Here is a 25,317-nt window from a genome sequence, read left to right on the forward strand (position 1 = left end):
ATATTTGGGAAAGTGTAAATGTGGGAAAAGATATACAAACGTAAAAAAATTTTGAGAAGAAGGACGTGTGGAGCTTGGCATATTTGTTATTAGTAGTGGGATTTGTATTATTAATTAAAGGGGCAGACCTATTTGTAGATGGGTCCTCTAACATTGCAAGACTTCTTAGAGTACCACCCATTCTTATTGGGCTAACCATTGTGGCATTTGGGACAAGCTCTCCAGAAGCGACGGTGAGTATTATTGCGGCATTGGAAGGTAGCTCTGATGTTTCCTTAGGAAATGTTATCGGAAGTAACATATTCAACCTTACACTTGTTGTCGGAATAGCTGCTATTATTTTTCCTTTAAAGGTAGAAAATGAAACAATTCGTAAAGAGATCCCTTTTACACTGTTAGCAGGGGGCGCCCTTCTAGTTGTCATGAATGATATGTTTCTTCAGGGGCAAGGGAGTAATTTCATTAGCCGAAGTGATGGGCTGATTTTTCTATTGTTCTTATCTGTGTTTATGTACTATGTCATCGAAGTGGCGCTCAAAAGCCGCCAAAGTACACAGGCAGAAGAGATTCCTAAGGATATTAAATGGGGAAAGAATATTTTGCTAACCCTTTTGGGCCTTGCAGGAATTGTTTTTGGTGGGGAGCTTGTTGTTAGCAATGGAACGGAGATTGCATATGCGCTTGGTATGAGTGAAGCGTTAGTTGGACTCACCATTATTGCAGTTGGTACCTCACTTCCTGAGCTGGTCACGTCTATATCAGCGGCACTTAAAAAGGAAAGTGAAATTGCGCTAGGAAATATCGTTGGTAGTAACATCTTTAATATCTTGTTCGTGCTCGGTGCATCTTCTGTTATTACCCCACTGACAGTGAGTGGAAAAGTTGTGTTGGACGTTATCGTAATGCTTCTTTTAACAATTCTTCTGCTCGTGTTCTCTCGGACAAATTTCCGAATTGGAAAACGGGAAGGTGCGGTTCTGGCAATTGTCTACATTGTTTACCTTGTTTATATTATTTTGCGGAATTAAAGACGTTCTGGAACACCCTTTACAGTTATTACCTAGTAAGATCTATAGTCACGCTCCGGAACTACATTTCGCTTCTCGCGGGCGGCTGGTGAGCCTCGGACCAACAGGAAGTTGGTCACGAAGGCGTTGCCGCAGGATGTGGTGTTTTTAGCCTTTGGTCCTTTTTAGCACTGTGGGGGCTCGCCCATGCCTATTAATCCCGCCTTAACTGGCAGCAAGAACCCGGCGTTTAAGTGCCAGTAAAGGTTCTAATCCTTCCACTAACAGTTGGTGGGGGAGGAAGGGTACCCCACCATATGAAGTTTCACTTTATATAAATCCATTCTTACGGCATTTAATTTTTATACCAAGCTTTTGCAGCTTCGACTTCACTATATGTTAGCTGGTGACCGTAACTCTCCCAATGAATCCTTACGTCTGCTCCAGCCTCTTGTAAGAGCTGGTGTAAATCTTCTGATTCTTGTGACGGGCAAATTGGATCGTTGGTTCCTGCAGTAATGAGCACCTGTTTGCCTGTTAAATTCGGCAGGCTAATCCCTCTGCGTGGAACCATCGGGTGGTGAAGGATGGCTGCGCTCAAGGCATCCTTGTAGTGAAATAATAAGCTAGCGGCAATGTTAGCACCGTTGGAATAACCAACTGCAGTAATGGCATGTCGGTCAAATTCATATTTCGCTGCTGCTTCATCTAAAAAATGGTTTAGTTCCTCTGTTCGGAATAGGAGATCCTCTTCATCAAAGACACCTTCAGCTAAGCGCTTGAAGAAGCGGGGCATTCCATTTTCAAGGACATTCCCTCTTACACTTAATACATTCGCCTCCGGGTCAATTTGCTCAGCCAATGCCAGTAAATCTTGTTCCGTTCCGCCTGTACCATGCAACAGTAAAAGGGTAGGTCTTTTAGGGTTATTTCCTTTTTTAAAAATATGTTTCATCCTCAATCTCCTTTCCGGTTCAGGCTCTATGGCCAACCTTTTTGAGTGTTTCTATCACAGTCTTCAAGTCTTCTTTGCTTACACCTTCAAATAAGTCCTCAATCACCTGTTGATGTTTTGGAAAAATTTCATTCATTAGCTTTGTTCCTTTATCGGTGATCTGAATAAAGACAGCCCGACGGTCCTCCGTGCAATGCTCTCTTTCCAAAAAGCCCTTCGTCTCTAGCTTATCAATTACATACGTGATCGAGCCGGTATTAATCAGTACTGCTTCGGAGATTTGCCTAACTGTTTGGCGACCTTTATGAAAAAGAGCTTCTAGTATGGCAAATTCAGAAGTTTTCATACCATAGCTTTGAATATCTTGCTTAATACGTTCCTGAAGGGTTTTTGAGGACTTCATTAAAACGACAAATGTTTTTAGGGAAAGGTTATCGTCCATTTTATTCATCCTCCTTTATATATTTAATTAATTTATTATGAATTAAATATATAAAAATATTTATTTTAAGTCAATGAAAATGGTAAGGGAGAGGACCTTGTTATAACTTGTTTTTTAACTCCCTTTTTTGTTGTAAAAGGCGTTGAAAGGATTTTTCCAGCTCCTCTGATGGTTCAATGCTTAATCTGCTTAATATTTCCGTAAGCTTTGTTTCTATAATAAAAAGCTCCTCTTCTACCTTGCTTGGGGATTCTGTAGGATTATCGTGCTTGTAAGCTTGATAGCCTCCCTCGATAATTCGCAAGCTGTTATGTTCTAAGGAAAAGATACGACTGGCAAGGTGCTCAACAAAGCGCCGATCATGAGACACAAAGATAACCGTGCCTTCATATTCCGAAAGCAACTTCTCTAATGCTTCCACAGCTTCTATATCCAAGAAGTTGGTGGGTTCATCAAGTATTAACGTGTTTATATCGCTTAGGAGAAGTTTTGCCAGGGCAACTTTTACACGTTCGCCCCCACTTAGAACGTCTACCTTTTTATATACGTCCTCACGGAAAAAGCGTAATCTTGCAAGAACAGTACGATTAAGTGTTTCCTCTTGATTTGATGTGTTGCTAACATTATCTAAGATGCTTTTTTGTTTGTCGAGTATATCGAGGTTTTGACTAAAATAGCCAATTTTCATTGCAGGAGCTTTTGTAACGCCTCGAGCTCCATCCAATATTTTTTTTACTAGCGTCGTTTTTCCACTTCCATTCGGTCCTATAATGGCAACCTTATCACCACCAGAAACTGTAAAGCTAACATCCTTCCAAAGTATCCGGCTTCCTACCTTAGCTGAAATCTCCTCTGCCCGCAAAATAACCCGGTTACGAATACGATCCTCATTTGGCAAATGCATTTTGATAGGCGCTATTTCCTTGACCTTCTCTACCTTTTCCAGCTTTTCCAACCTTGTTTCGATTGCTTTAGCTGTTTTACGTAGCTTCTTCTGTTTGTTTGCAAAATAGGGTTTAGCCCCAGTAATTTTTGCCTCTGAGTTACTTGTTTGTTTCGGTTTCTTCGTTGCCCGCTGTGCTTTCTGTTCTTTAAGTTCCAGTGCTTCTTCCAGCTGTTTTTTCTTCTTTTCATACTGTGCATAAGCTTGTTGTTGCTGCTCTATCTCTAATTCCTTTTGCGCAGCATAGTCGGAATAATTTCCTTTATACGCTGTTAAAGTGCCTTCATCCAGTTCCCAGATCTTATTACACAGAGCATCGAGAAAGGTTCTGTCATGTGAAATGAGCACCATTGCATCGTGCCTTCTTTTTAACTGTGCTTCCAGCTTTTCAATATGCTGTGTATCCAGGTTCGTTGTAGGTTCATCAGCCAGGATAAGCTCGGCTTTCTGGGCCAAAGCTTCGTTTATATATTCCTGCGTTATTTCCCCGCCGCTTTTAACTGTATTCGTTCGCTTTAATTGGGGAATAAAGGTTATCGAAGTATTTATCGTTACGACACCATTATCAGGTGCTTTTTTCCCTGCGAGTACCTTTAGGAGGCTAGTCTTTCCGCTACCGTTTTTTCCTACAAGGCCAATTCGGTCTTGTGCGTGTATGATAAGGTGTTCTATTTCGACTAGACGGCGCTCCCGGGCATCAATGCTTACATCATGAGCTTCTATTAATCGCAAAATGATCATCTCCGTTCCATGTGTTTTGGAGACAAAAAAGCCTCCTATTCGTTTTCAGAATAGAAGGCAGCATGCAGGCATAGCACAAAAAAAGGGTACTTCTCACCCTTGTGTAGCTATCCGATTACATGAGTACAATCCTATTCTGAAAACAATCATAAGCGGCATGCAAAAAACACAGACCTTGTCTGTTTGTTTGAACATACCTATGCAGATGTTTTCAAGTGAAATAGGATTAATACTTCATGTACCCGGGTCACCCTTTCGTGTTAAGTTAGTGCTAGTATATAAGAATTTTGATGACATGTCTAGAAAGGAAGAAGGTTTTCCATAGTTATATGGATTAAACTCAGGTAAGAAAGATGTTGGACTGTCATAAATTAAATATATCTATATCCTTTACAAGCGGCATAAAATTTTATATAGTGAACATACCTAATATTACTAGGTAGGTGAGAAAATGTTTAATCGAGAGCTTGTAAAAGGCAGCACCTCCTTACTTGTATTGCAGTTGCTGGAAGAACGAGATATGTACGGCTATGAGCTTGTGAAGGAAATGGATCAGCGTAGTGAGCATAATCTGCAAATTAAGGAAGGTACTTTGTATCCAGCACTACATAAGCTGGAAAAGCAGGAATACATTGAATGCTACTGGCAGAATCAAGAAAAGGGGCCGGCTAGAAAATATTACCGCATTACCGATCAGGGAAAAGAAATGCTTGAGGAGAAAACGAGTGAATGGCATCGTTATGTTCAAGTGATGAATAACCTGATTCGGAGAAACGAAACATGAATCAGGAAGCCAAATCCTTTCTTGAGAAATTAGCAGAGGAGCTTGATGACCACCCCGATAAAGCGTCGATTTTAGCGGAGTATGATGCACATATTTATGAGATCGAACAGGAATCGGATGAGGAAAGCTCCTACGCCATCCTAGTAGAAAGACTTGGGGACCCGGAAGAAATCGCTGCTTTGTGGAAGCAGGAGGCGGCTATAACACCTAAGAAAACGCAGTGGCTATTTGTCGTATTAAACATTGCGGTATTCATTGGGGGCGCACTTTTAACCATCATTTATCATGTGTTTGATTGGAATTGGACGGAGCTCCTGTGGGAAGGACTTACGGAAGCTGCGTTGGTGATCATGGTAATCTATACGTTGTTTTGGGGATTACTTGGTTACGAAATAGGTAAAGAGTTTGGAGAAGCCGGAAGGAAATTACTTAAAAAGACGTTTATCATTTGTTTAATTCCTAACCTAGTTCTTATGTATTTGGTTATTTTTAAATTTATTCCACATGAATGGTTTGAACCTTTGATAAGCTTACCTTTTATCCTTACTTGTATCATCTTCACGATTTTATTATATCCTGTCAGCAGGCTCGGATATAAATGGGGGCGGAAGAAATCTGTATAGAATTTCCTTCCTTCTGTCCCGAAAAGACTATTTTTTTGCTTATATACATAGAAATACTATGCATATAGAATTACAAAGTATGCTTGGAGGAAATTCCATGAAAGTGACAAAGAAAGATTATTTATTTTTGCTGGTATGTATAGGGCTTGGCCTGTTAGCAGAGGTTAGCTTTTTCCATGGGCGGATTGGAGTATCCTATTTGGTATTTGTAGCAGGTTTTTACGCTATTCTCTTTTACCGAACTGGCTTTGCTTTTTATCATCGGAGAATTGGGTTGCTACTTATGCTGACCATTTGGATACTGGCAGGAAGTTATCTGTATTTCGATTCGGTTTTGTTTTATTACCTCAACCTATTGGTAATTCCGATACTCATGTATTTGCATGTCATTTTAATTACAACACCAGAAAAATATAACTGGGCATCGAGTTACTTTACCGTGATTTTAAAATCGAAGCTACAGCAACTGTTTCACTACATCTCCGACTTTTTTCGAAGCTTGTTCAAGCGTTTGTTTAAGGACTTGGAGGCTGATACAGCAAAGGTTTTGAAGCATATTTTTCTTGGAGTCGCCTTTAGTTTGCCCCTTCTATTTGTTGTTGGGGGACTATTGATGTCTGCTGATTCGGTGTTTGAGGAAATGCTTTCTTCCTTACCATCGTTTTTGTTGGAACTTAATTTCCTGGAAGGGTTTTTCCGTACAGCAGTGGTCATTGTACTAGCGTTCGTGTTTTTCGGTTTATTTCAAATCATTCGCTTAAAAAGATTTCCTAAAAGGCCGCCGCTTGACCCATTTAAAAAAGATACAGAATGGGAAGGAATTACGTCTGTAACCATTCTTATAATTTTAAACCTATTGTATGGTCTCTTTGCAGGCATTCAGTTTACGTACTTTTTTGGCGGAAGTTTAGAGGAAGGGTTAACCTATGCAGAATACGCTCGCAGAGGATTCTTTGAACTAAGTATTGTGACCCTGATTAACTGGACACTGTTAATTAGCTTTCTATCGTTTGTAAAAGCTTCGTATAAGCTGAAAAGGGTATTGAAAGTTCTTTATACCTTACTCATTGTATTTAGCGCCGTCTTGCTCGTATCTGCCTATCAGCGTTTAAGCATGTACGAGGCTGCTTATGGCTATACCATTGATCGGGTGCTTGCTCATGGGTTTATGATCTTCTTAATGGTCATCTTCGCGTACACTCTAATAAAAGTATGGCTAGAGAGAGTTTCACTTTTACACTTCTATCTGATTGCAGCCCTATTGTTCTACACAGGGTTAAATGCAGTTAATGTAGAGCAGGTTGTTACAAAGCAAAATGTTACGAGATATGAAACGAAGGAAAAAATAGATATCGACTATTTATATTCGCTTTCTTATACCGGTTGGGGAGGGTTATTGGAGCTGTATCAGTCTGAGCCTGATTATCCAGGTTTACAACCAATGCTTCATAGAATTGGGGAAAGGCTTCAGGAAAAAGAAGCTGGTCCTTGGCAGTCCTATAATTTTAAACGACAGGAAATAAAGAAGAAGTTTGAAGAACTGGGCTTTTACTAAAAAGCGAGGAAGGAGTTTTTGAAAATGGAAAATTGTGTCCCAAAGCATGTAGCGATTATGATGGATGGAAACGGAAGATGGGGAAAGCAACGAGGCTTAACGCGAAGTGAGGGTCACTATGCCGGGGCAAAGGCGATGGAGAAAGTAATTGACGCTAGCATTGAAATGGGAATTGGGGCATTAACGCTATATGCCTTCTCCTCTGAAAACTGGTCACGTCCTTTGGAGGAAGTGAACTATTTAATGCATTTGCCAGTTAAGTTCTTTAAGCAAAAGCTTCCAGAATTTCAAAGACGCAATATTGTTGTTCGCATCTCTGGTAATTTAGATGCACTTCCTAAACGAACAAAAACCGCTTTGATGGAGGCTGTTTATGAAACAGAAAACAATACAGGGCTTATTGTAAACTTTGCTTTTAACTATGGAGGAAGAGGAGATATTTTACAGGCTGTACGTCAAATCCTCCAGAAGCTGCAGGATGAAGAGTTGAATTTCACGCAAGTAAACGAACAAGTAATCCAGCAATGTTTATATACGAAGGGACTGCCAGATCCTGAACTTGTAATTCGTACAGGTGGGGAAAAGCGAATGAGCAATTTTCTATTATGGCAGTCGTCCAACGCGCAATTATATTTTACAGATACGTATTTTCCCGACTTTAATGGTGCCCTATTGGAGAAGGCAGTTCGATTTTATCAAGGTAAACAAACCGAGGTTTTCGTGTAATTGGAAACAGGAATTTTAACTGAGAAAGTGCTTGCCGCTCCGGAACACAATTTCCGCGGGCGGGCTGGTGTGTTGAGGTGGGAAGGCTTTTTAGCTTTGAAGATGAAGGATCAATACCCCAAACATGACGAATGCAACTGAGAATAGCTTCCTTTTATTCGCAGCTTCGTTAAAAAATAGAATACCTATTACCGTTGTAGCAACTATTGTCACCCCTGACCAAATGGCATAGGCAGTACTAACTTCAATCCTTTGAACACTTAAGGTTAAAAAATAAATACAAATGCTATAAAAAAGAAATACGCTTATACTTGGTAGCACCCTCTGGAAACCGCTTGATAACTTCACGGACGTATTTCCCAGCACAGCAAAAATGAGACTTATCGATAGAAATAAATACCCCACCTAAGATACCGCCTTTCTTGCTTGTTTAGATTGGTCTGGAAAGTTTAAACCAATCACCCCAAAGACAACAGATAGAACCCCAATTATTTTGAGTAATGATAAAGATTCTTGGAATAATATAATCCCTGATACAGCAATTAAAATAGTGCCTCCACCCGCCCATAGAGCATTTACAATACCAAGTTCATGTTCTTTTGATAAAATAATATAAAAAACTAAAGCAAATCCATATGAAACAACAACGATTAATGTAGCTCCTATATGGGTAAATCCGTCGGAAATCTTCATGAATGATGCACCAATGATTTCAAGAATGATAGAAAAACATAAAAAAGTATAGTATTTTATCATAAAACCCCTCCTACAAATCTTAAGGATGTGTAACGATATGAACTTGCAAATGTTAGCGTATTTCGTAATTGTTGCAAAGGAAAAAAGCATATCAAAAGCTGCAAATACACTATTTATATCCCAACCTGCTGTTAGCAAACAAATCAAAAAGTTAGAAGAAATGTTAGGTTTCTCGCTTTTAATTCGCCAATCAAAAGGGATAACTTTAACCAATAAAGGTCAAAGACTATATGATGATATTGAACCAATTATGCAACAGTTGCAGTACCAACTTAAGAAACATATGCATGATCAACTGGTTCATATGGGAAGCGATCCACTTTTGGCAGCGTATTATTTTCCAGATTATATGGATTCCATTAAAGATGTGAAAATAACTCTTACAGCAATAAAAGATGATACCGTAGAATTAATTGATTTACTTGAAACAGGTGAAATAGATGCTGCTATTATTCAAGACCATCCTTATCAAAAAGGACTATATTCAACCTTTCTATTTAGTGACAAGTTTTATGCTGCCCTGCCGGTGAGCCACCCGCTCGCGAGATTTGATCAGGTTTCGATCTATGACTGTTTTAAATTTACCCAATTGCTGCCCCCGAAAACGACGCCTTTATATAAGCGAATTAAACTATTATTAGAGGAGAGTAAGAACCTTTATCCCGAAATCATGGAACTGCCATATCATGCATTGATTGGTTTTGTTGGACAAGGTTTAGGTATTTCTTATCTTCCTTCTATTATGGTTGAAAAAATTGATTACAAAGGTGTGGTATTTATTCCATTAGAAAGTACTCCTCTCAAACGAGAAATGTATTTATATGCCCATGATGCAAGTATATTAAAAACATTGAAATCAGGTTTTGATAACTAAAGTATAAGTGAGAGTGGATAGTAAGAAAAATACATTAAAGGAATAGTGATATAACAAAAAGTTATACCAAAAAGTGGTCGCTAACATTTTCCCAAACGGTACTTTTCCGACACTATTGCAAATCGGACGTTTTGGCTTTTACTTTTTTCAATGTTAACAATTATGAAGTTCAGTATAAGGGGGTAGTAGAATTAGCGACTCATCATGGAGGTATGAAATGCAGTATGGGTAATTGTAAGTTACCCCTGCAGAACACATGAAAAGTCACCCCCTAATTAAGTAGGAGGTGACAAAAATCAATAATAGTATTAGCGTATGAAAAATTAGGGTTATAAGTGTGCAAGAATAGTGCTAGCTCTGTTGTCTCCTATAACCCTTCTTCAAAGCAATAGTAACCAGTGCTTATTTCTGTTTAGCAGCCTGCGTCATTTGGTGCCAAATCGATCCTTTAGCACTTTCTCCGCCTTCTATGCGAGCTAGGGCCATCTTAACTTGCATGCGTACCTCGAATTCCGGATCTTCTAGTGCCGTTTTTAATGCCGGAATTGCTGTTTCATCTCCAAGCTCATAGAGGAACATGGCTGCACGCCAACGGACAAGTCGACTTTTATCTGTTAACGAATTGATCATTTCAGGCATCGCTTCTTTAAAGCCCAGGTCTGACAAACAATCGCCTGCTGTTCTCCGGACATTTACTGCTTTATCCTGTAATGCTTTGTACAAGTAAGGCAATACCTGTTTATCTTCAATCATACCGAGGTAGGCTGTTGCCAGTCTTCTGATCGATGCCTTTTCATCATCTAAGGCTTTATCCAAAACAGGTAAATCTTCTTCTGTTGGGTCCATTCTGTCTAATGCAGCATAGCGATCTTTCCAGTTAGGGGCCTTCATCATATCCATGGTTACCTTCTGATAGAATGAGCTGCCTCCAGCTGCTTCATTATTTACAGCGAGGCGCACTAATTCCTCAAGGCGCGTTTCATCATAGCTTGCACTGATTTCCGCTACTACTTCTTCCCCAATTTCCTCAAGGTCGCCATAACGAGGGGATTGTTCTACCCATTTCCGCTCCATCAGCATATTATCTGAAGCAACGGATGCCTGCATGCTGGCATTCATAAAGCGTTCTGGAAGGCCAAAGCGCCTTTCCGTTTCACCATCTTCTAGTTTTACCTGCATGGGAATATAGCGGAACATCTGGATGTACACATGGACTTCACCATAGGCGTCCTCCTGTTGCGCTGTGTTGGCTCCTGTCTTTTGTTCATCTGGCTGCTCGGAAGAACCAAGCGTTTGGCGAACTGCTGGAAGGATTTCCTCCCAAGGGGTACGTGGATTTCTTTCCAGTGCTATAAAGTCAACAACACGATAAAGCCCTTTAACACCATCTATTTGAAATAGATTCCGAGCGTATTCTGGCGCCTTCAACATATCATCATCACGCTTATAGTTTTCCGTTTGGCCATCTGGTAATGATTCATCTACGTTAATTTTCATGGAATAGGGACTTGGGGTTGGTTCAATTGCAACAATTCTCATGTACTCACTTCCTCCTTTTCACGTACTTCATTGCCTATATTTTAACAAAGAGCAAGGGCTATAGCCAATGTGCTATTGGGTTCGCATTCTCCTGCATGAACTCTCAGCTATAGTGACATGTGATGTTAGTTTATCTGATTCGTTTAACTATCATATGGTGGTGGGAGGAAGGGCAGCCGCTACCAAATGAAGTTTGCGAATTTTTAAGGGTTCTATTCAAAACTTGAAGAAATAACCCCCGATATGTAATAGCAGAAGGTGAATTAGCTAAAAAGAGGACATCTTTTTAGGAGTTCTTCTTTACATCCATCAGTTTTTGCCTAAAAAGGGCAGCGAATTTCTCTCTGTCCTCCTGTGTAAATGGCTTCGGACCTTTTGTTCGTTTCCCACTCTTTCTTTCCATAGCGCTAAGATAACGTGATTGAAGAAGTTGGTCGATATTATCGTTTGTATAAATAAACCCTTTATGGTGGATCACGTGGCATTTCTTTGCAAGTCCAAGTGAAGCAAGACCATAATCTTGGGTAATAATCACATCGCCAGCGGTAGCTAGCTTCATAATGCGGTAATCTGCAGACTCGGCCCCTGTATCAACATAGATGCTTTCAACACCATCGGGATATTGCTCGTTTGAAAAATGTGCAAAGCTCGAAACTAAGGTGACCGGAGTCTCATTTTCTAGGGCAATTTGAATTACGGTATCTTTGACTGGGCAAGCATCTGCGTCCACGATTACTTTCATGTTAACACCTCCAAGCTCACTAAAATTATAGCATAACACAAAACGGTTAAACTATTCTGAAAAAAACGCTTGCAATTTAAGCGTGTGTCTATATATGATTATGTTTAAACATATTTCTTGAGGAGGGGTTAGATGCGGTTGGTTCGCCCGTCAATAGTATGGGAAAAAGAGCATCAACAGTATGTGGAAGAATGGGACTCATCCCGCATGATCCCAAGTAGCTTTAATCTTACCGCGTATGAAACCTATGAGGACTATTTGAAAGGACTGCGAGAGCGGGAAAGTGGGCAGGGGAAATGGGTGCCAAGTTCCAACTACTTTCTTGTAAATGATGATGACAGGGTACTTGCAATGGTGGATATCCGCCATGAGTTGACTGAGCATTTACTAAACATCGGTGGTCATGTTGGCTATAGCGTAAGGCCAAGTGAAAGGCGGAAAGGTTATGCAACTAAAATCCTTTCAGAAGCATTAGTAAAATGTAAATCCCTTCAAATTTCCCACGTTCTTGTGACCTGTGATGAAGATAATATTGGCTCAGCTAAAACCATTATGAACAATGGTGGAGTAGAAGATAAAAGCTATACCGATACAGATGGAACAATAAAACGGAGGTTTTGGATTGATAATGAATAGTGGAGTTACGAATATTGTTATGGAGCAAATGAAGAAGGCTGATTGGCCAGAAGTTCGCTCTATTTATGTAGAAGGAATTGAGACAGCAAATGCTACGTTTGATACTGAGCCACCGAGCTGGGAGGAATGGGATCGAAAGTATTTGCCAGCATGCAGATTAGTAGTTAGAGAAGGGCAGAAGGTAATTGGCTGGGCAGCACTTCTCCCGATTTCAAGTAAAAAAGCATATGCAGGTGCAGCAGAACTAAGCATTTATTTAGGGAAAAGCAGTGTCGGCAAAGGTATTGGCACAAAGCTGATGGCTTATATGATTGCTGAAAGTGAAGCAAATGGGTTTTGGACCCTACAATCTGGCATTTTTCCAGAAAATAAAGGGAGCATTCGTCTTCATGAAAAAGCTGGATTTGTGGAGGTAGGCGTCCGTAAACGGATTGGCAAGCTGCATGGTGTTTGGCGTGATGTTGTGCTTTTAGAAAGAAGGAGTCAGGTTGTGGGATTAGATTAATACGTGAGGAAAAAATGTCTGCTATATGCAGGCATTTTTTTATGCTTTTTTATAAATTTTTCAACTTTCGCAGTTAAAAGTAATGCTGAATTTGTTGGGGACGTATAAGAAACTTGTTTCGGTCATTGACAAAGGTTAGATAGAAAAGTAATTTTAATCCCGCTCCCTTCCGCGAAAGGTGATATGCTTTCCACGGGCAACGGCTAGGGGCAACAGGATGTTGGTCACAAAGACGTTGCCACAGGACGTGGTGATTTTAGTCTTTGATCCACCATTGCGGGGTCTTCAGACTCGTACTTTTCCCGCAGGAGTCCGTCACCTTTCGTTCCAGGAAGCTAATGAGGCTTTCATTCCTACGTATTTTGCTCTTAAATAAATAAAGAAATACAAATGTAATGCATTTTGAATTTCACAGAAAAAATTGCTGCTGCTATTACTGCTTCTACTCTGATTAGCAGATGGCATATACGAAGACGCCAGTGGGAAGAAAGAGATCGGCGAGACCCCGGAGGACGATAGTCCGAGGAGACTCGACACTCGCCCACGGCAAGCGAAGTATATGCCATCGGTGGTGTTAAGAGAGGGGTGTTTTAAAGGTAGAGCGGTTAACCAACGTTAACGTTAACCCACATGGCAAGAAGATCTTATTGCACTATCCCCTTGGCAAATACGGGGGAAGATTGTTTTCTTCATGCGAGTGTTGAGTAAATTTTTTAAAACTTTGCATGTTGCTCTTGTTTTATTATGGGGATAATTATATACTACATTACACGACTAATGTACTAAGTTAGTTGGAGGGAGGTTGCTGGTTTGCATTTACTTTCAGATGGCACAAAGCCCATTTATGTTCAAATTGCAGAATGGATCGAGACAGAGATACTTAATGGGAATTTCCAGCCAAATGACAAGGTTTATTCCCAATATAAGCTTGCGGAAATATTTACGATTAACCCGGCAACGGCAGCCAAAGGGCTAAATTTGCTGTCTGATGAAAAGATTTTATATAGCAAGCGAGGATTAGGTAAGTTTGTTACACAAGAAGCGAGACAACTAATTTTATCGAAACGTAAAAATCATACGTTGAGAAAGCTTTTAGATGAGGTAGCCTTAGAGGCAACGCGGCTACAAGTAAAAGAAGAAGAGTTACAAGACATGCTGCGGGAGAGCGTACAAAAGATAAAGGGGGAAGCGAAATGACCATTGTGAAGTGTGAAAGGGTGACAAAAAGGCAGGGCAGTGTGCAAGTATTAAGCGATCTTTCGTTCCAAATAAGAAAAAATACTATCACGGGACTTATTGGAAAAAATGGGGCAGGTAAAACGACTCTGCTAAAAATACTCTCGGGACTGTGGAGGCCAACATCTGGCCATGTAGAGGTATTAAATACAAACCCATTTAATAGTCTTTCTGTTTCAGCTAATGTTATGTATATTGATGATCAAATGGACTTCCCCCATACACTTACCCTGTCAGAAATATTGGAAGCAGGGAAACGCTTCTATGGTAATTGGGATAGTCAGCTGGCAGAGCGCTTATTCAAGTATTTTTCCTTTCATCCTAACCAGTTACATAATGAGCTATCAAAAGGTAAAGCGAGCACGTTTAATATGATTTTTGGTCTTGTGGCGCGTTGTGAAGTAACGTTGTTTGATGAACCGACATCAGGGATGGATGCTTCGGTAAGAAAAGACTTTAACAGGGCCTTACTAAAGGATTATTTGGCCCACCCACGGACGATGATTATTTCCAGTCATCATTTAGAAGAACTTGAGGAAGTTTTAGAAGATATACTCCTGATGAAGGACGGAAAAACACTGCTCCATGAGTCAATTGATGTAATACGGAATTATGCTGTTGGGTTAACAGGCAGATCAGAACTGGTAAGACAGTGGGTAGCTGATAAAGAAGTATTGTATCAGGAAGAAGTAGGAATAAATAGCTGTTTTGCAGTGGTGAAAAATGAAGGATTAAACATAGACAAAGCAAGGCATTTAGGTATGGAAATTACACCTGTATCGGCTAGTGATGTCTGTGTTTATCTGACAAACCCGATGAGAGGGGGGATCGATGATGTCTTTAAATAATCCGTCATTAAGTAAATTGGTAGGAAAACAGTGGTTGTTTAAGTGGAAGGGTTTTGCTGGTGTGTTTAATTCGATGGTCGCTTTGCAGTTGCTTGCCATCGTTTTTACGTGGGGTGGTACTGGTCAATCAGGCACGAGTATGGGGAATGTTTCATTAAGTATGAGTTTTTATTCTACAGATACGGTAGTGGCTCTAACCATGGGCTGGGCGTTTTTTAGTGCCATTCTTATCACGACAAAAGCCTATCGAAATGATGATTTTCTATTTGTAACAAATCGTTTAAGCAGTAACCTGGCGAATATGCTGTTCCTAGTGTCTGCCAGTGTGGTCGCGGGGCTAACTGCAATAATATCGCAATATGCAATCCAAATGATTCAGTATGTGCAGGGGCATACTTTTATTAGTTCAACCGCTCCACTCGCACTGGGAGAATGGCTAACTGGTGCTTCAGCAACCATTCTATACGTTTTATTTTTTGGTGCAATAGGCTATTTGATTGGCTGTATAACACAAATGCATCGTACATTAGTGGTTATTGTGCCTGTTGTCTTAATTGGTCTGCTGTTTATTTTTTCATCTTTTGTTCCAGATGTTTTTTCATTCTTTCGTTTCTATTTTCAAGAGCATACCTTTTGGTTGTTTATGATAAAAATGGTGGGGACTATTCTCTTACTATTTTTGGCTAGTATTCTAGTATCTAATCGTCAGGAGGTAATTAAATGATAGCACTCTTACCCATTATATTACTGACCGTCCTTATGATAGGTGTCATTATGTTAGTAAGGTTCAGTGCAAAGAGTTTTCCTGCCTTAAGGAGAAAAGAAAGATGGTTGCTCCCTTTATATGTATCTATTTTAATAGCTTGTGGTATCATTCTTGCAATTGTGCAACCTTTTGAAGAACGCCCTGCAAGTAGTGGCGAAGAAAAACCTAGTAGCCCATCACTCTATAGCTATATGGACGGCGGAAACCCGGAGGATATTGATGAAGCTTTCGTTCGGGAGGGATGGGATTTCACATACTCAGGAGAGGAACTTCATATTATCTCTAGTCCAAGTGAAGAACTCATGGCTCCTATTTACGTGGAAAAAGTAGCGGGAATGGGAGATGCTGTGGAAGTCATTTACTATGAAACCCCTCTTTATATGGATGGTGAGGATATGAGCGAGTATATTAACCCGCCTGCTGTAACATTATCCGGGGACGGGTTGCATATCATAAGCCCAGATGGTTATGAAGAAGTTGAATTAAATACCTTTAAAGATCCCTTTCCGTTCAATCAATTTACGGGAAGAACGTTTATGGGAAGTGAGAACGAATCGACCGTACAGCATGGAGAAAATGTTGTTTTAATTCGGGTAGGGGAAGATCAAACGTTGGATCTTAATCCAGATTCCTATATTAATTATGTGAGATAAACAAGAGCCGAGAGACATATAAAGTCTACTCGGCTTTTGTTAGCTAAGGAATTTTATATAGAATACTAGAAACCTAGCTTCCCAGCATACTCTTCCATTTCCCAATCCTGTTTCATCGTTCTTCGGTGGTTTTCTTGAAGCTCTTTAACAATTGCCTCTGCATCTACCTGTTTTTCATAATGCCATTTTAAGGCAATCGACATATAGAGTTCATTCAGCTGCGCGATCGATAACCCTTTTGTTTGCTTGGTTAACCGTGAGATAGCAGGTTCTTCAAGGAATCGATCCAGTCCTTTACTGCGTAAATAAGTGTCGCGTAACGATTCGTCAGGCTGTTTAACCTCATAGGCTCTGTCAAATCTACCTGCGCGATTGATTAGCGCCGGATCAGTTTTTTCCGGATAGTTTGTCGTGCCGATAAGGAAAATCCCTTCTTTGGAAGTCGCGCCATCTAATGTGTTTAAAAATACGGAGCGTGCTTCTTCAGGCATGGAATCAATGTCTTCAATAATAAGAACAAGTGGTGCCATCCTTGTAGCAATAGAGAAAACCTCGCTTATAGAGTAACTTGATGTATATTCGGTAATCTGCCAGTAAACAACGGGTGCGGGCACACTGCCGGCAATCGACTTCACAAGTGTTGTTTTCCCGTTTCCAGGACTGCCATACAGGAGAATCCCTCTTTTGTAAGGGATATTGTAAGCCTTGTAAAATGCTCCGCCCTTAACAAAGAATTCATCAATGGAGCGAAAAATATCTGTTTTCACTTGTTCTTCCAATAAAATGCTTTCTCTGGAGATTTGATTGGTTAGTTTTTCTTTAGATCGTTTTAATCCTTCATCCGTATCTGTTAATACGGTGATGTCTTCTTGCATATATGCTCGTTGTTGCTTTGTAATATACTCGAGGAATTGAAGTAGCTCTTCATGGCTTCGGGCGAATACAAATGAACGCTCGTACTCCATATGGCTTTGAAAAATGGGTATCTTCATACTTGCCACATGATAATGGGGAAAATAGAAAATATGGTTATTCAGTGAAGGTTTAATGCGATATTGTTCTTTGTCATTAAAGGAAATGGTGGAAACTGCTACTGTGTCAAATACTGTTCCCAATGTCTGAATGGCTGGGTCTTGTTGTTGAAGCATGGTAGAAACGGCCTCTTCTAATTCAGTAAGATCCTCCTCTGCTTCATATAAGGAAAGCTCATCTCCGAGTTTTTCTTTTAGGATTTGCTGTGCTTTATCAATAGCAAAAGCGTAATCGTAGTAATGGGGGATATCCTTTCTTGTAATCTCATTAAAGTTGATTAAGGATTTCGTTTTCATGAATTGCTCCTTTTCACATGAATTGGTTTGTACCATCTGAAAGGAAGACTCCCGCCTAATGAATTTTCAGTTTATAAATCCCATCATATCACAGTATTCAGCAATAATTTGCTTGAATAAAAATTAATTTTGTACCAATAGATAAGAGGGGGGACAATTGTTCAATTGGACTTCTCTTTCGCTTTTTGAGATCACATGCGATAATAAGAAAAAAAGTTAAGGATGACAACATGCAAACTACTATTGAGTTAAAAGTGAAAGATTCATTTATAGAAGATATTCGTAGAGGATTACCGTTAATTAATAAAGATGCCATTATAAATGAGCAGGCCTTAAAAGAAGAAGGCTCGATTATTGACCTTGTTGATTCAAGACGTGGCTTTCTTGCGAGAGGATATTATGGCAGGCAGAACAAAGGAATTGGTTGGGTTTTGACGAACAAACAAGAAGCCATTGATTTCTCATTCTTCCAGCAAAAAATCCTGAAAGCAATTAATAAACGCAAGGGTTTTTATCAGAACGAAGAGACAACTGCTTTTCGCCTGTTTAACGGAGAAGGTGACGGCATTGGTGGCTTAACCATTGATTACTTTGATCGCTATTACTTGATCAATTGGTATAGTGATGGGATTTATTCGTTTAAAGAACAGGTCATCCAGGTACTGGACAACCTCGGTGATTATAAAGCAATTTATGAAAAGAAACGCTTTGATACTAAAGGAAAGTATATGGAAGATGACGACTTTGTAAAAGGAGAGCGTGGGGAGTTTCCAGTAATCGTTAAGGAAAATGGCATGCGCTACGCTGTATATTTAAACGATGGTGCGATGGTCGGGATATTCCTTGATCAACGGGATGTAAGAAAAGCTATTCGCGATAAATATGCGAAGGGCAAGCATGTGCTTAACACCTTTTCTTATACAGGAGCATTTTCGATAGCTGCAGCTCTTGGAGGAGCGGATAAGACGACCAGTGTGGATCTTGCTAAGCGCTCGAAGGCAAAAACAATTGAACAGTTCAGTGTGAACGGCCTCGACTTTGAACAGCATGATATCCGAGTAATGGACGTGTTTGATTATTTCCAGTATGCTAAACGCCATCAATTAAAATTTGATATGGTCGTACTGGACCCACCAAGCTTTGCCAGGTCTAAAAAGCGTACATTCAGTACTGCGAAGGATTATCCAAAACTGTTGATGGATACAATCGAGATCACAGCTAAAAATGGAATTATTGTCGCGTCTACAAACAATGCAAGCTTTGGGATGAAAAAGTTTAAAGGCTTTGTTGAGAAAGCTTTTAAACAAATGAAGACAGGCTATAAAATAGTTGAGGAATATCATCTGCCTGCAGACTTTCAAGTAAATCGCCAATTTCCACAAGGGAATTATTTGAAAGTATTATTTATACAGGTGAAATAGAGCGCATCGCTTTGCTGTCTAGCAGAGCGATGTTTTTTTGTTTGTCGGTGAAGGCAGTTTAATCAACCAGGAGAGGAACCCAATCGGCGTAGAAAGTCGTTCAATCAACCAGGAGAGGAGCCCAATCGGCGTAGAAAGTCGTTCAATCAACCAGGAGAGGAACCCAATCGGCGTAGAAAGTCGTTCAATCAACCAGGAGAGGAGTCCAATCGGCGTATAAGGCAGTTTAATCAACCAGGAGAGGGGCCCAATCAACGCAGAAAGCAGTTTAATCAACCAGGAGAGGGGCCCAATCAACGCAGAAAGCAGTTCAATCAACCAAGAGAGGAGCCCAATCAACGCAGAAAGCAGTTCAATCAACCAAGAGAGGGGTCCAATCAACGCAGAAAGCAGTTCAATCAACCAATACCGCCTGCCATTCGACGCTGAAAACTATTCAACCAACTATCACAACTACCCATAAAATAAACAATGAAAACAGTTGTATATTTATTCTAAATAATGCATAATAATTCGTATATACATTCTGAAGGGTGGAGATGCATGATGCCGATACAATTAAAGGAAGCGCCAAATAGCACAAAGCTTCTTGCAGGTCGTGACTTTTTAACCTTAGGAGATTTTACAAAGGAAGAAATTCATTATTTACTACAGTTAGCGGAGCAACTTAAAGCGAAAAGGAAAAATGGGGAAGAGGAAGCTCTTTTAAAAGGAAAGACACTTGGTATGATTTTCGAAAAAGCATCGACACGTACGAGGGTGTCTTTTGAAGCGGGAATTTACCAGCTTGGAGGTAATGGAATATTTCTCAGTACGAAAGATTTACAAATTGGCAGAGGGGAGTCAATTGCTGATACTGCTAAGGTTTTATCAGGATATCTCGATGGAATTATGATCCGGACCTTTTCCCAGGAGATGGTTGAACAGCTTGCGGAGAATGCTAGTATTCCAGTTATAAATGGGCTGACCGATCTTTACCACCCTTGTCAGGTACTTGCGGATCTGTTGACTATCAAAGAACAAAAAGGCGCGCTTAAAGGGATTAATGTTACATACATCGGAGATGGGAACAATATGGCAAATTCCATAATGGTGGGAGCTGGTTTAATGGGGATAAACCTCACCATTTGTGCTCCAAATGGCTATTTTCCAAAAGAAGTAGAAGTCGAAAATGCTAAAAAGCTAACAGCATCGTCCAGTGGAAGTATTAACTTTGAACAAGAGCCCGAAATGGCGGTAACGGATGCAGACATCATATATACAGATGTCTGGGCAAGTATGGGACAGGAAGAGGAACAGAAGAAAAGGATAGAGGCGTTTCATCAACATCAAGTTACCCCTAAACTGCTCTCCTTGGCGAAACCAGATGCATCGTTTATGCATTGTCTTCCGGCACATAGAGGAGAAGAGGTAGCGGCTGAGGTAATCGACGGAACACAATCGATTGTCTTTCAACAGGCTGAGAATAGACTACATGCTCAAAAAGCCTTAATGGCTGCAATAATGGGGTGAATTGGGAGATTACAAAAACCCCAACACTAATTCACGTTAAAAAACACTGAGGCTCGCTACCATTAATCTGTAGCGGGTCTCAGTGTTTCTGTTTGCAGTCCGTGCTTAGCGATATGGGTTAATGCTACTTGAAAATCTGGCAGTATGCCTTGTAGATGTGTGGCTAATGCAAGTCCTTCCCCTTTTCGAGCAAAGGAAAGCATTGTTGGGCCGGCACCGCTAATAACTGTACCTAAGCTTCCAGCCAACTTTGCCTCCTGTCTAACCTTCTCGTAATGGGGGAGTAAACTAGATCGATAGGGCTCATGAAATAAGTCCTGTTCCATCATTTCCCCGGCTAGCTCTAAATCCCCGGACGCCAAAGCAGCAATGAATACATTGCTGATACTGCTTGCCATTGTTGCCATTTCTCTACTAAATTGACTAGGCAAAACATTTCTAGCTGCCTCTGTCTTTAACTCAAAGGAAGGAATGCTTAAAACTGCTTCTAACTCTGGAAGAGCAAGCTGCACATGCTTGACCTCTTCCTCAAGAGCTGTGGATATAACCATTCCTCCCAATAAGGCTGCTGCTACATTATCTGGATGACCTTCCACTGCAGTCCCGAGTTTTAACATGTCATGAGTTGTCAGGTTTAAGTCACATTGTTGATTGGCTAATTCGATGCCGGCAATTACAGCTGAAGCACTGCTACCAAGTCCACGAGCTAATGGAATTTCACTGGTAACTGTCACTTTACAAGGCGAGAGAGGCTTTTGATATAAATTGGCGGTTTTTTCGGCAATTTGGTAAATATAATGTGCCTCATAAGGTGAGCAAGCTGGTAGCAGATCAGATGTATGAACAAACTCCCACGCTGACTGTTCTTCCACTTCTAATGTTAAATAGAGTTCCAACGCAATACCTGCTGAGTCAAATGCTGGCCCTAGATTAGCGGAACTTGCAGGAACACAAATACGGTAAGAAGTCATACTGTCACCGTACTTCCGATATAGTCTAGTAACGAGTTGGCGTCATTAGGTAAGGAGACTGGCTTAATTTCCATTTGATCAATAGCAGTCTGCGGATCTTTTAAGCCATTTCCCGTGAGGATAGTAACGACGCTGCTTCCTTCTTTTATATTCCCTTGCTCACATTGCCTGATGACCCCAGCAACGGACGCGCACGATCCAGGCTCTGCAAAAACCCCTTCTTGTTGGGCTAGAAGCTTAAAGGCAGTGGTAATCTCCTCATCGGTAACAGCAGTTATGCTTCCGCCTGATTCTTCTCTTGCTGTAACGGCAAGTTCCCAGCTAGCTGGATTTCCAATACGAATTGCTGTTGCTATAGTTTCTGGCTCTGTGATAATTTGATTCTTCACAATAGCGGCAGCTCCCTCTGCTTCAAAACCAAACATTTTGGGGAGACCAGCATTGTTTTTTTCATGATATTCTTTAAAACCTTTCCAGTAGGCACTAATATTGCCAGCATTTCCGACAGGGATAGCAAGAACATCAGGTGCCGACCCTAGTTGTTCGCATACTTCAAAAGCTGCTGTTTTCTGTCCTTCCAGTCGGTAAGGATTAACGGAATTCACTAAGGTGACGTCTGCTTTCTCACTGATTTCTCTCACCATGGAAAGGGCCTTATCAAAGTTCCCCTCAATTTCTACAATTTCGGCACCGTACATGATAGCCTGGGCAAGCTTTCCCATAGCTACCTTTCCTTTTGGGATGACAATTATGGCGCGGATGTCAGCTTTGGCTGCATACGCCGCGGCGGAAGCAGAAGTATTTCCGGTAGAGGCACATACAATGGCTTTACTACCTTCTTCTACCGCTTTGGCTACAGCCATTACCATTCCTCTGTCCTTAAAAGAGCCCGTTGGATTTGCTCCTTCAACCTTTCCATAAAGATCGATTCCTACCTTTCTGGATAGATTTTTAAAATGGATAAGCGGTGTATTTCCTTCCCCTAAAGAGATCTCTGGTGTGTTTTCTGTTACGGGCAAGTAATCTTTATAGTGTTTGAGTAACCCCTGCCATCTCACGCTCAACATCTCCTTCAACTTTGTAGTAGCTTTTAATTTCTTGAACGACGTCTAATTCTTTAAGGTCTTTTAAAGAAGCATGAAATGTTGCTAATGATGTTTGGTGTGTGACCAAAATAATTTCTGCAGTCTCATGTTTCTTAATTGGTGTCTGTAAAATTCGTTTGAAACTAATGTTAAACGTATTAAAAAGAGAAGAGATGGTTGAAAAAGCTCCCACTTCATCTTTTACATGCAAACGGATGTAATATTGGCCCATTCGCTTTTCTGCTGTCTTAAGCTCTTTCTTAAAGCGAGGTTTTATGGTGCTGTGGCCACTTACTCCCAGCTTCATATTCTTAATTACTGTCACTAAATCGGATACAACCGCTGTGGCAGTTGGTAAGCTACCAGCTCCTGGCCCATAAAACATTGTCTCGCCAACTGCTTCTCCATAAACATAAACGGCATTGTATTCATTCTTCACATCTGCAAGTGGATGATTTTTGGACAGCAGGGTAGGTTGTACATTAACTTCTACTTCGCCATCATGGCAGCTTGCAAAACCGATCAGCTTCATGGTATAGCCGAGTCGTTCTCCATATTTCAAGTCTTCTAATTCGAGGTTCTTAATTCCGGCAACTTCGACCTCTTCTAGATCAATATTAGTTGAAAAAGCAAGACGACCAAGGATTGCCATTTTTCTGGCTGCATCTAGTCCTTCCACGTCTGCCGTAGGATCCGCTTCAGCAAAGCCGAGATGTTGAGCTTCTTTTAGGGCATTCTCGTACGAAACCCCTTCATTATTCATCTTCGTAAGAATATAATTTGTTGTCCCATTTACAATCCCCATCACTTGTTGAATGCGATCTGAAGAAAGTCCGTCTGTGATGCCTCTTAAAATAGGTATTCCGCCAGCAACGCTTGCTTCATAATAAAAGTCACATTGATTTCTATCCGCAGCTTGTTGGAGTTCGGCCCCATGTAAAGCCACGAGGTCTTTATTGGCCGTCACTACATGCTTTTTAACAGAGAATGCTTTTAAAATAAGCTGGAAGGATTCCTCAATTCCTCCCATTACTTCTACAATGATATCAACCTCTGGGTCTTCTAATATATCATTTGGATTTGTGGTGAGAAGTGTCTCCTCAATGGTAATATCGCGTGCCTTTTCTAAATCTCGTACTAAAACACTTTTAACATGTACGCTACAACCTAACCGATGTGCCAGTTCTTCTTGATGATCTTTTATTAACTTTACTACACCTGATCCTACGACACCTAATCCTAGGATACTGACAGAAACTTTCTCTCCCACAAAATCACCTCTTCATTGTTTTGGTTATTAGATATTTAAACATGGATGAAGAAGTATAGCAATAGCGAATTTTCCGACTATAGAACAAAAGGATGTTTATACGAAAAAGTGATAACCAGATTAACCAAATGGCGATTGCTTAATACACTAGAGTATAAGGCAACGTGGAGGTGTCAATATGAGTGAAGCAACCGTTGGAATTACTTTTATTACATGCTTATTGCTCGGGGCAGGGATTGGGTTACTTTTGGGAAACCTGGAAGCTGGTGGAGCGGTTGGCCTGTTAACAGGGGTGTTAAGCATTGTTTTATTTCGAAAAAATAAAAAGTGACAGTAGGAGAACCGTATTTACGATGCTTTTCCTGAAACAACATATGCATATGGAAACAACTCGGACTTGGGGGGTGCCCAAGTCCAGGCAGGTAGTTGGTCGAAAACGAAAAGGCAAGAGTGTCATTTTGCTGTTCCGAATAATATCCAGGGTGATGCCAAGGTGAATGGGTGGTTATCTGGTAGTAGTTTTGCTTCTTCTTTTGTTAGATCCATCCAGACATAAGTCGCTTCCATAGTTTGCATGGCAAGTTGTTGATAGTTGTCTGAGATAGTTTCCCATAACCCCTCTTGATGAACCATGTCGTTCCAAGGGTAGATAACATGTAAGTAAACGTTCTTCTTTTGGTCTTCTTTCATGATAAGAAATCGATCTTGATTATTATTTTCGTAAAACGACCAGGCTTCTAAGTTTTCGTCTGTAAATAACTCCCATGAAGCTGGAAAAGGGTAATAACATTGGTAAGGAAATATGCTAGAGTTGTCAAGATAACCTTTGTAAACTAATTCTTTCTTCCTGTTAAGGTTATGTACTTTCGCCCATGGCCGAGCTCCTGTTTCAAGCTTAGAAACATCTTTCGTTGTAGCACCATAGAGCGTGATGAAGGGCTGCAGGCCAGCTTTTTCTAGGACTCTTCTGCCAGCAAGGTTCTCTTCTTGTGTATTGCCGCCAACCCACGTGATTGCCGGATGCTTAAGTACTTCCTTCATCGTGTATTTTACTAAGGTTGTGGAGAAATCATTTCCTCTATAGCGGCGATCACTCCGCAAGCGACCTAGCATGGCATACTTCCTCGCATAAACTGAATAACCGGCAATACTGACTAGACTCTCCTTATGGAAAAGACCAAACAGTCTATTATTGTCATCTAATAATCTATGAAAAATCCGAATAACATAGTCGTCTTCAATGCCAGTATCCATGGCTTTGACATCTTGGAAATCCTGTTCGTTGAGCCTTCTTATATAGTTAGACATGGTGTTCACCCCTTTGTATCTGTTTTTCTTCATGGTATACCAATCTCTTCCTCTCCTACAACGAAAACATATTTGTCCTTGATTAATAGAT

At 40.6% G+C, this 25,317-nt stretch carries 28 protein-coding genes; 15 read left to right on the forward strand and 13 right to left on the reverse strand.

The window, feature by feature from the left end:
• Positions 1-74 precede the first annotated feature (74 nt).
• Complete coding sequence (locus tag LG273_RS01965) at positions 75-1,028, forward strand: calcium/sodium antiporter (protein ID WP_379563950.1); 954 nt, start codon at positions 75-77, stop codon at positions 1,026-1,028.
• Positions 1,029-1,362: 334 nt separating this feature from the next.
• Here the strand turns inward: LG273_RS01965 and LG273_RS01970 are convergent, their stop codons facing one another.
• The 3 genes from LG273_RS01970 to LG273_RS01980 form a co-directional block, all read right to left on the reverse strand.
• Positions 1,363-1,962, reverse strand: coding sequence for an alpha/beta hydrolase (locus LG273_RS01970; protein ID WP_404457294.1), 600 nt, complete (start codon positions 1,960-1,962; stop codon positions 1,363-1,365).
• Between the two features lie 19 nt (positions 1,963-1,981).
• Complete coding sequence (locus LG273_RS01975) at positions 1,982-2,404, reverse strand: MarR family winged helix-turn-helix transcriptional regulator (RefSeq protein ID WP_404457295.1); 423 nt, start codon at positions 2,402-2,404, stop codon at positions 1,982-1,984.
• Between the two features lie 100 nt (positions 2,405-2,504).
• Positions 2,505-4,079 carry a Vga family ABC-F type ribosomal protection protein gene (locus LG273_RS01980; RefSeq protein WP_404457297.1) on the reverse strand — a complete coding sequence of 525 codons (1,575 nt, stop codon included), beginning with the start codon at positions 4,077-4,079 and terminating at the stop codon, positions 2,505-2,507.
• Between the two features lie 460 nt (positions 4,080-4,539).
• Here LG273_RS01980 and LG273_RS01985 point away from each other — a divergent pair, with 460 nt between their 5' ends.
• The 4 genes from LG273_RS01985 (at position 4,540) to uppS (ending at position 7,776) form a co-directional block, all read left to right on the forward strand.
• Complete coding sequence (locus tag LG273_RS01985; protein ID WP_058949236.1) at positions 4,540-4,872, forward strand: PadR family transcriptional regulator; 333 nt, start codon at positions 4,540-4,542, stop codon at positions 4,870-4,872.
• On the forward strand, positions 4,869-5,495 hold the full coding sequence (locus tag LG273_RS01990) for an HAAS signaling domain-containing protein (protein ID WP_379563942.1): 627 nt from the start codon (positions 4,869-4,871) through the stop codon (positions 5,493-5,495). The genes LG273_RS01985 and LG273_RS01990 overlap by 4 nt, the downstream gene beginning before the upstream one ends.
• Before the next feature lie 97 nt (positions 5,496-5,592).
• Entirely contained in the window at positions 5,593-7,050 is a 1,458-nt protein-coding gene (locus tag LG273_RS01995; RefSeq protein WP_379563940.1) for a DUF4153 domain-containing protein, read from the forward strand.
• Between the two features lie 24 nt (positions 7,051-7,074).
• Complete coding sequence (uppS, locus tag LG273_RS02000) at positions 7,075-7,776, forward strand: polyprenyl diphosphate synthase (RefSeq protein ID WP_379563938.1); 702 nt, start codon at positions 7,075-7,077, stop codon at positions 7,774-7,776.
• A gap of 90 nt (positions 7,777-7,866) precedes the next feature.
• Here uppS and LG273_RS02005 read toward each other — a convergent pair whose 3' ends face one another.
• Together LG273_RS02005 and LG273_RS02010 are read right to left on the reverse strand one after the other, a co-directional pair.
• Positions 7,867-8,181, reverse strand: coding sequence for a DMT family transporter (locus tag LG273_RS02005; protein WP_404457298.1), 315 nt, complete (start codon positions 8,179-8,181; stop codon positions 7,867-7,869).
• The gene (locus tag LG273_RS02010; RefSeq protein ID WP_404457300.1) at positions 8,182-8,532 is read right to left on the reverse strand and encodes a DMT family transporter; all 351 of its coding nucleotides are present in this window, start codon (positions 8,530-8,532) and stop codon (positions 8,182-8,184) included. It abuts the gene before it with no gap.
• 37 nt (positions 8,533-8,569) lie between these two features.
• Between LG273_RS02010 and LG273_RS02015 the strand changes: the two genes are divergently transcribed.
• Complete coding sequence (locus tag LG273_RS02015; protein WP_379563934.1) at positions 8,570-9,406, forward strand: LysR family transcriptional regulator; 837 nt, start codon at positions 8,570-8,572, stop codon at positions 9,404-9,406.
• 402 nt (positions 9,407-9,808) lie between these two features.
• Here LG273_RS02015 and LG273_RS02020 read toward each other — a convergent pair whose 3' ends face one another.
• On the reverse strand, positions 9,809-10,945 hold the full coding sequence (locus LG273_RS02020; RefSeq protein ID WP_404457302.1) for a conserved virulence factor C family protein: 1,137 nt from the start codon (positions 10,943-10,945) through the stop codon (positions 9,809-9,811).
• A 286-nt stretch (positions 10,946-11,231) separates the two neighbouring features.
• Positions 11,232-11,687 carry a YaiI/YqxD family protein gene (locus LG273_RS02025; RefSeq protein ID WP_404457303.1) on the reverse strand — a complete coding sequence of 152 codons (456 nt, stop codon included), beginning with the start codon at positions 11,685-11,687 and terminating at the stop codon, positions 11,232-11,234.
• A gap of 132 nt (positions 11,688-11,819) precedes the next feature.
• Between LG273_RS02025 and LG273_RS02030 the strand changes: the two genes are divergently transcribed.
• From LG273_RS02030 to LG273_RS02055, 6 genes are all read left to right on the forward strand, one after another.
• A complete protein-coding gene (locus tag LG273_RS02030; protein WP_404457305.1) occupies positions 11,820-12,323 on the forward strand; it encodes a GNAT family N-acetyltransferase in 504 nt (167 codons plus the stop codon).
• Positions 12,316-12,828, forward strand: a complete 513-nt coding sequence (locus LG273_RS02035) for a GNAT family N-acetyltransferase (RefSeq protein WP_404459454.1) — start codon at positions 12,316-12,318, stop codon at positions 12,826-12,828. The genes LG273_RS02030 and LG273_RS02035 overlap by 8 nt, the downstream gene beginning before the upstream one ends.
• Before the next feature lie 810 nt (positions 12,829-13,638).
• The gene (locus LG273_RS02040) at positions 13,639-14,025 is read left to right on the forward strand and encodes a GntR family transcriptional regulator (protein WP_379563926.1); all 387 of its coding nucleotides are present in this window, start codon (positions 13,639-13,641) and stop codon (positions 14,023-14,025) included.
• On the forward strand, positions 14,022-14,912 hold the full coding sequence (locus tag LG273_RS02045) for an ATP-binding cassette domain-containing protein (RefSeq protein WP_404457306.1): 891 nt from the start codon (positions 14,022-14,024) through the stop codon (positions 14,910-14,912). Before LG273_RS02040 ends, LG273_RS02045 begins: the two co-directional genes overlap by 4 nt.
• Positions 14,899-15,636: a hypothetical protein gene (locus tag LG273_RS02050; RefSeq protein WP_404457308.1), complete on the forward strand. Its 738-nt coding sequence runs from the start codon at positions 14,899-14,901 to the stop codon at positions 15,634-15,636. Before LG273_RS02045 ends, LG273_RS02050 begins: the two co-directional genes overlap by 14 nt.
• A complete protein-coding gene (locus LG273_RS02055) occupies positions 15,633-16,331 on the forward strand; it encodes a hypothetical protein (protein WP_404457310.1) in 699 nt (232 codons plus the stop codon). Before LG273_RS02050 ends, LG273_RS02055 begins: the two co-directional genes overlap by 4 nt.
• Positions 16,332-16,396: 65 nt before the next feature.
• On the opposite strand, the gene LG273_RS02060 is transcribed toward LG273_RS02055, so the two are convergent.
• Positions 16,397-17,659 carry an AAA family ATPase gene (locus LG273_RS02060; RefSeq protein ID WP_404457311.1) on the reverse strand — a complete coding sequence of 421 codons (1,263 nt, stop codon included), beginning with the start codon at positions 17,657-17,659 and terminating at the stop codon, positions 16,397-16,399.
• Between the two features lie 230 nt (positions 17,660-17,889).
• Here LG273_RS02060 and LG273_RS02065 point away from each other — a divergent pair, with 230 nt between their 5' ends.
• Positions 17,890-19,080: a class I SAM-dependent rRNA methyltransferase gene (locus LG273_RS02065; RefSeq protein ID WP_379563916.1), complete on the forward strand. Its 1,191-nt coding sequence runs from the start codon at positions 17,890-17,892 to the stop codon at positions 19,078-19,080.
• An 18-nt stretch (positions 19,081-19,098) separates the two neighbouring features.
• Here the strand turns inward: LG273_RS02065 and LG273_RS02070 are convergent, their stop codons facing one another.
• On the reverse strand, positions 19,099-19,482 hold the full coding sequence (locus LG273_RS02070) for a hypothetical protein (protein WP_379563914.1): 384 nt from the start codon (positions 19,480-19,482) through the stop codon (positions 19,099-19,101).
• Positions 19,483-19,626: 144 nt separating this feature from the next.
• On the opposite strand from LG273_RS02070, the gene argF reads away from it, so the two are divergent.
• On the forward strand, positions 19,627-20,592 hold the full coding sequence (argF, locus tag LG273_RS02075; protein ID WP_404457313.1) for an ornithine carbamoyltransferase: 966 nt from the start codon (positions 19,627-19,629) through the stop codon (positions 20,590-20,592).
• Between the two features lie 62 nt (positions 20,593-20,654).
• Here argF and thrB read toward each other — a convergent pair whose 3' ends face one another.
• From thrB to LG273_RS02090, 3 genes are read right to left on the reverse strand one after another with little or no spacing between them, the layout of a single operon-like run.
• Entirely contained in the window at positions 20,655-21,563 is a 909-nt protein-coding gene (gene thrB / locus LG273_RS02080; protein ID WP_404457315.1) for a homoserine kinase, read from the reverse strand.
• Entirely contained in the window at positions 21,560-22,621 is a 1,062-nt protein-coding gene (gene thrC / locus LG273_RS02085) for a threonine synthase (protein ID WP_404457317.1), read from the reverse strand. Before thrC ends, thrB begins: the two co-directional genes overlap by 4 nt.
• Positions 22,590-23,918 (reverse strand): homoserine dehydrogenase, encoded by a 1,329-nt coding sequence (locus LG273_RS02090; RefSeq protein ID WP_404457319.1) that lies wholly within the window; start codon positions 23,916-23,918, stop codon positions 22,590-22,592. Before LG273_RS02090 ends, thrC begins: the two co-directional genes overlap by 32 nt.
• A 178-nt stretch (positions 23,919-24,096) precedes the next feature.
• Here LG273_RS02090 and LG273_RS02095 point away from each other — a divergent pair, with 178 nt between their 5' ends.
• Positions 24,097-24,249: a hypothetical protein gene (locus LG273_RS02095; RefSeq protein ID WP_379563907.1), complete on the forward strand. Its 153-nt coding sequence runs from the start codon at positions 24,097-24,099 to the stop codon at positions 24,247-24,249.
• 122 nt (positions 24,250-24,371) lie between these two features.
• Here LG273_RS02095 and LG273_RS02100 read toward each other — a convergent pair whose 3' ends face one another.
• The gene (locus LG273_RS02100; RefSeq protein ID WP_379563905.1) at positions 24,372-25,226 is read right to left on the reverse strand and encodes a GNAT family N-acetyltransferase; all 855 of its coding nucleotides are present in this window, start codon (positions 25,224-25,226) and stop codon (positions 24,372-24,374) included.
• Between the last annotated feature and the right edge of the window lie 91 nt (positions 25,227-25,317).

It is taken from the genome of Oceanobacillus kapialis, assembly GCF_044790185.1.
Classification (GTDB): Bacteria; Bacillota; Bacilli; order Bacillales; family Amphibacillaceae; genus Oceanobacillus_B; species Oceanobacillus_B kapialis.

Excerpts from the sequence above, each read along its gene's own strand:
- LG273_RS01970 (WP_404457294.1), bottom strand. The coding sequence starts at position 1,962 with ATGAAACATATTTTTAAAAAAGGAAATAACCCTAAAAGACCTACCCTT.
- LG273_RS01975 (WP_404457295.1), bottom strand. The coding sequence starts at position 2,404 with ATGGACGATAACCTTTCCCTAAAAACATTTGTCGTTTTAATGAAGTCC.
- LG273_RS01985 (WP_058949236.1), top strand. The coding sequence starts at position 4,540 with ATGTTTAATCGAGAGCTTGTAAAAGGCAGCACCTCCTTACTTGTATTG.
- LG273_RS01990 (WP_379563942.1), top strand. The coding sequence starts at position 4,869 with ATGAATCAGGAAGCCAAATCCTTTCTTGAGAAATTAGCAGAGGAGCTT.
- LG273_RS01995 (WP_379563940.1), top strand. The coding sequence starts at position 5,593 with ATGAAAGTGACAAAGAAAGATTATTTATTTTTGCTGGTATGTATAGGG.
- uppS (WP_379563938.1), top strand. The coding sequence starts at position 7,075 with ATGGAAAATTGTGTCCCAAAGCATGTAGCGATTATGATGGATGGAAAC.
- LG273_RS02010 (WP_404457300.1), bottom strand. The coding sequence starts at position 8,532 with ATGATAAAATACTATACTTTTTTATGTTTTTCTATCATTCTTGAAATC.
- LG273_RS02015 (WP_379563934.1), top strand. The coding sequence starts at position 8,570 with ATGAACTTGCAAATGTTAGCGTATTTCGTAATTGTTGCAAAGGAAAAA.
- LG273_RS02020 (WP_404457302.1), bottom strand. The coding sequence starts at position 10,945 with ATGAGAATTGTTGCAATTGAACCAACCCCAAGTCCCTATTCCATGAAA.
- LG273_RS02025 (WP_404457303.1), bottom strand. The coding sequence starts at position 11,687 with ATGAAAGTAATCGTGGACGCAGATGCTTGCCCAGTCAAAGATACCGTA.
- LG273_RS02030 (WP_404457305.1), top strand. The coding sequence starts at position 11,820 with ATGCGGTTGGTTCGCCCGTCAATAGTATGGGAAAAAGAGCATCAACAG.
- LG273_RS02035 (WP_404459454.1), top strand. The coding sequence starts at position 12,316 with ATGAATAGTGGAGTTACGAATATTGTTATGGAGCAAATGAAGAAGGCT.
- LG273_RS02045 (WP_404457306.1), top strand. The coding sequence starts at position 14,022 with ATGACCATTGTGAAGTGTGAAAGGGTGACAAAAAGGCAGGGCAGTGTG.
- LG273_RS02050 (WP_404457308.1), top strand. The coding sequence starts at position 14,899 with ATGTCTTTAAATAATCCGTCATTAAGTAAATTGGTAGGAAAACAGTGG.
- LG273_RS02055 (WP_404457310.1), top strand. The coding sequence starts at position 15,633 with ATGATAGCACTCTTACCCATTATATTACTGACCGTCCTTATGATAGGT.
- LG273_RS02060 (WP_404457311.1), bottom strand. The coding sequence starts at position 17,659 with ATGAAAACGAAATCCTTAATCAACTTTAATGAGATTACAAGAAAGGAT.
- LG273_RS02065 (WP_379563916.1), top strand. The coding sequence starts at position 17,890 with ATGCAAACTACTATTGAGTTAAAAGTGAAAGATTCATTTATAGAAGAT.
- argF (WP_404457313.1), top strand. The coding sequence starts at position 19,627 with ATGCCGATACAATTAAAGGAAGCGCCAAATAGCACAAAGCTTCTTGCA.
- thrB (WP_404457315.1), bottom strand. The coding sequence starts at position 21,563 with ATGACTTCTTACCGTATTTGTGTTCCTGCAAGTTCCGCTAATCTAGGG.
- LG273_RS02095 (WP_379563907.1), top strand. The coding sequence starts at position 24,097 with ATGAGTGAAGCAACCGTTGGAATTACTTTTATTACATGCTTATTGCTC.
- LG273_RS02100 (WP_379563905.1), bottom strand. The coding sequence starts at position 25,226 with ATGTCTAACTATATAAGAAGGCTCAACGAACAGGATTTCCAAGATGTC.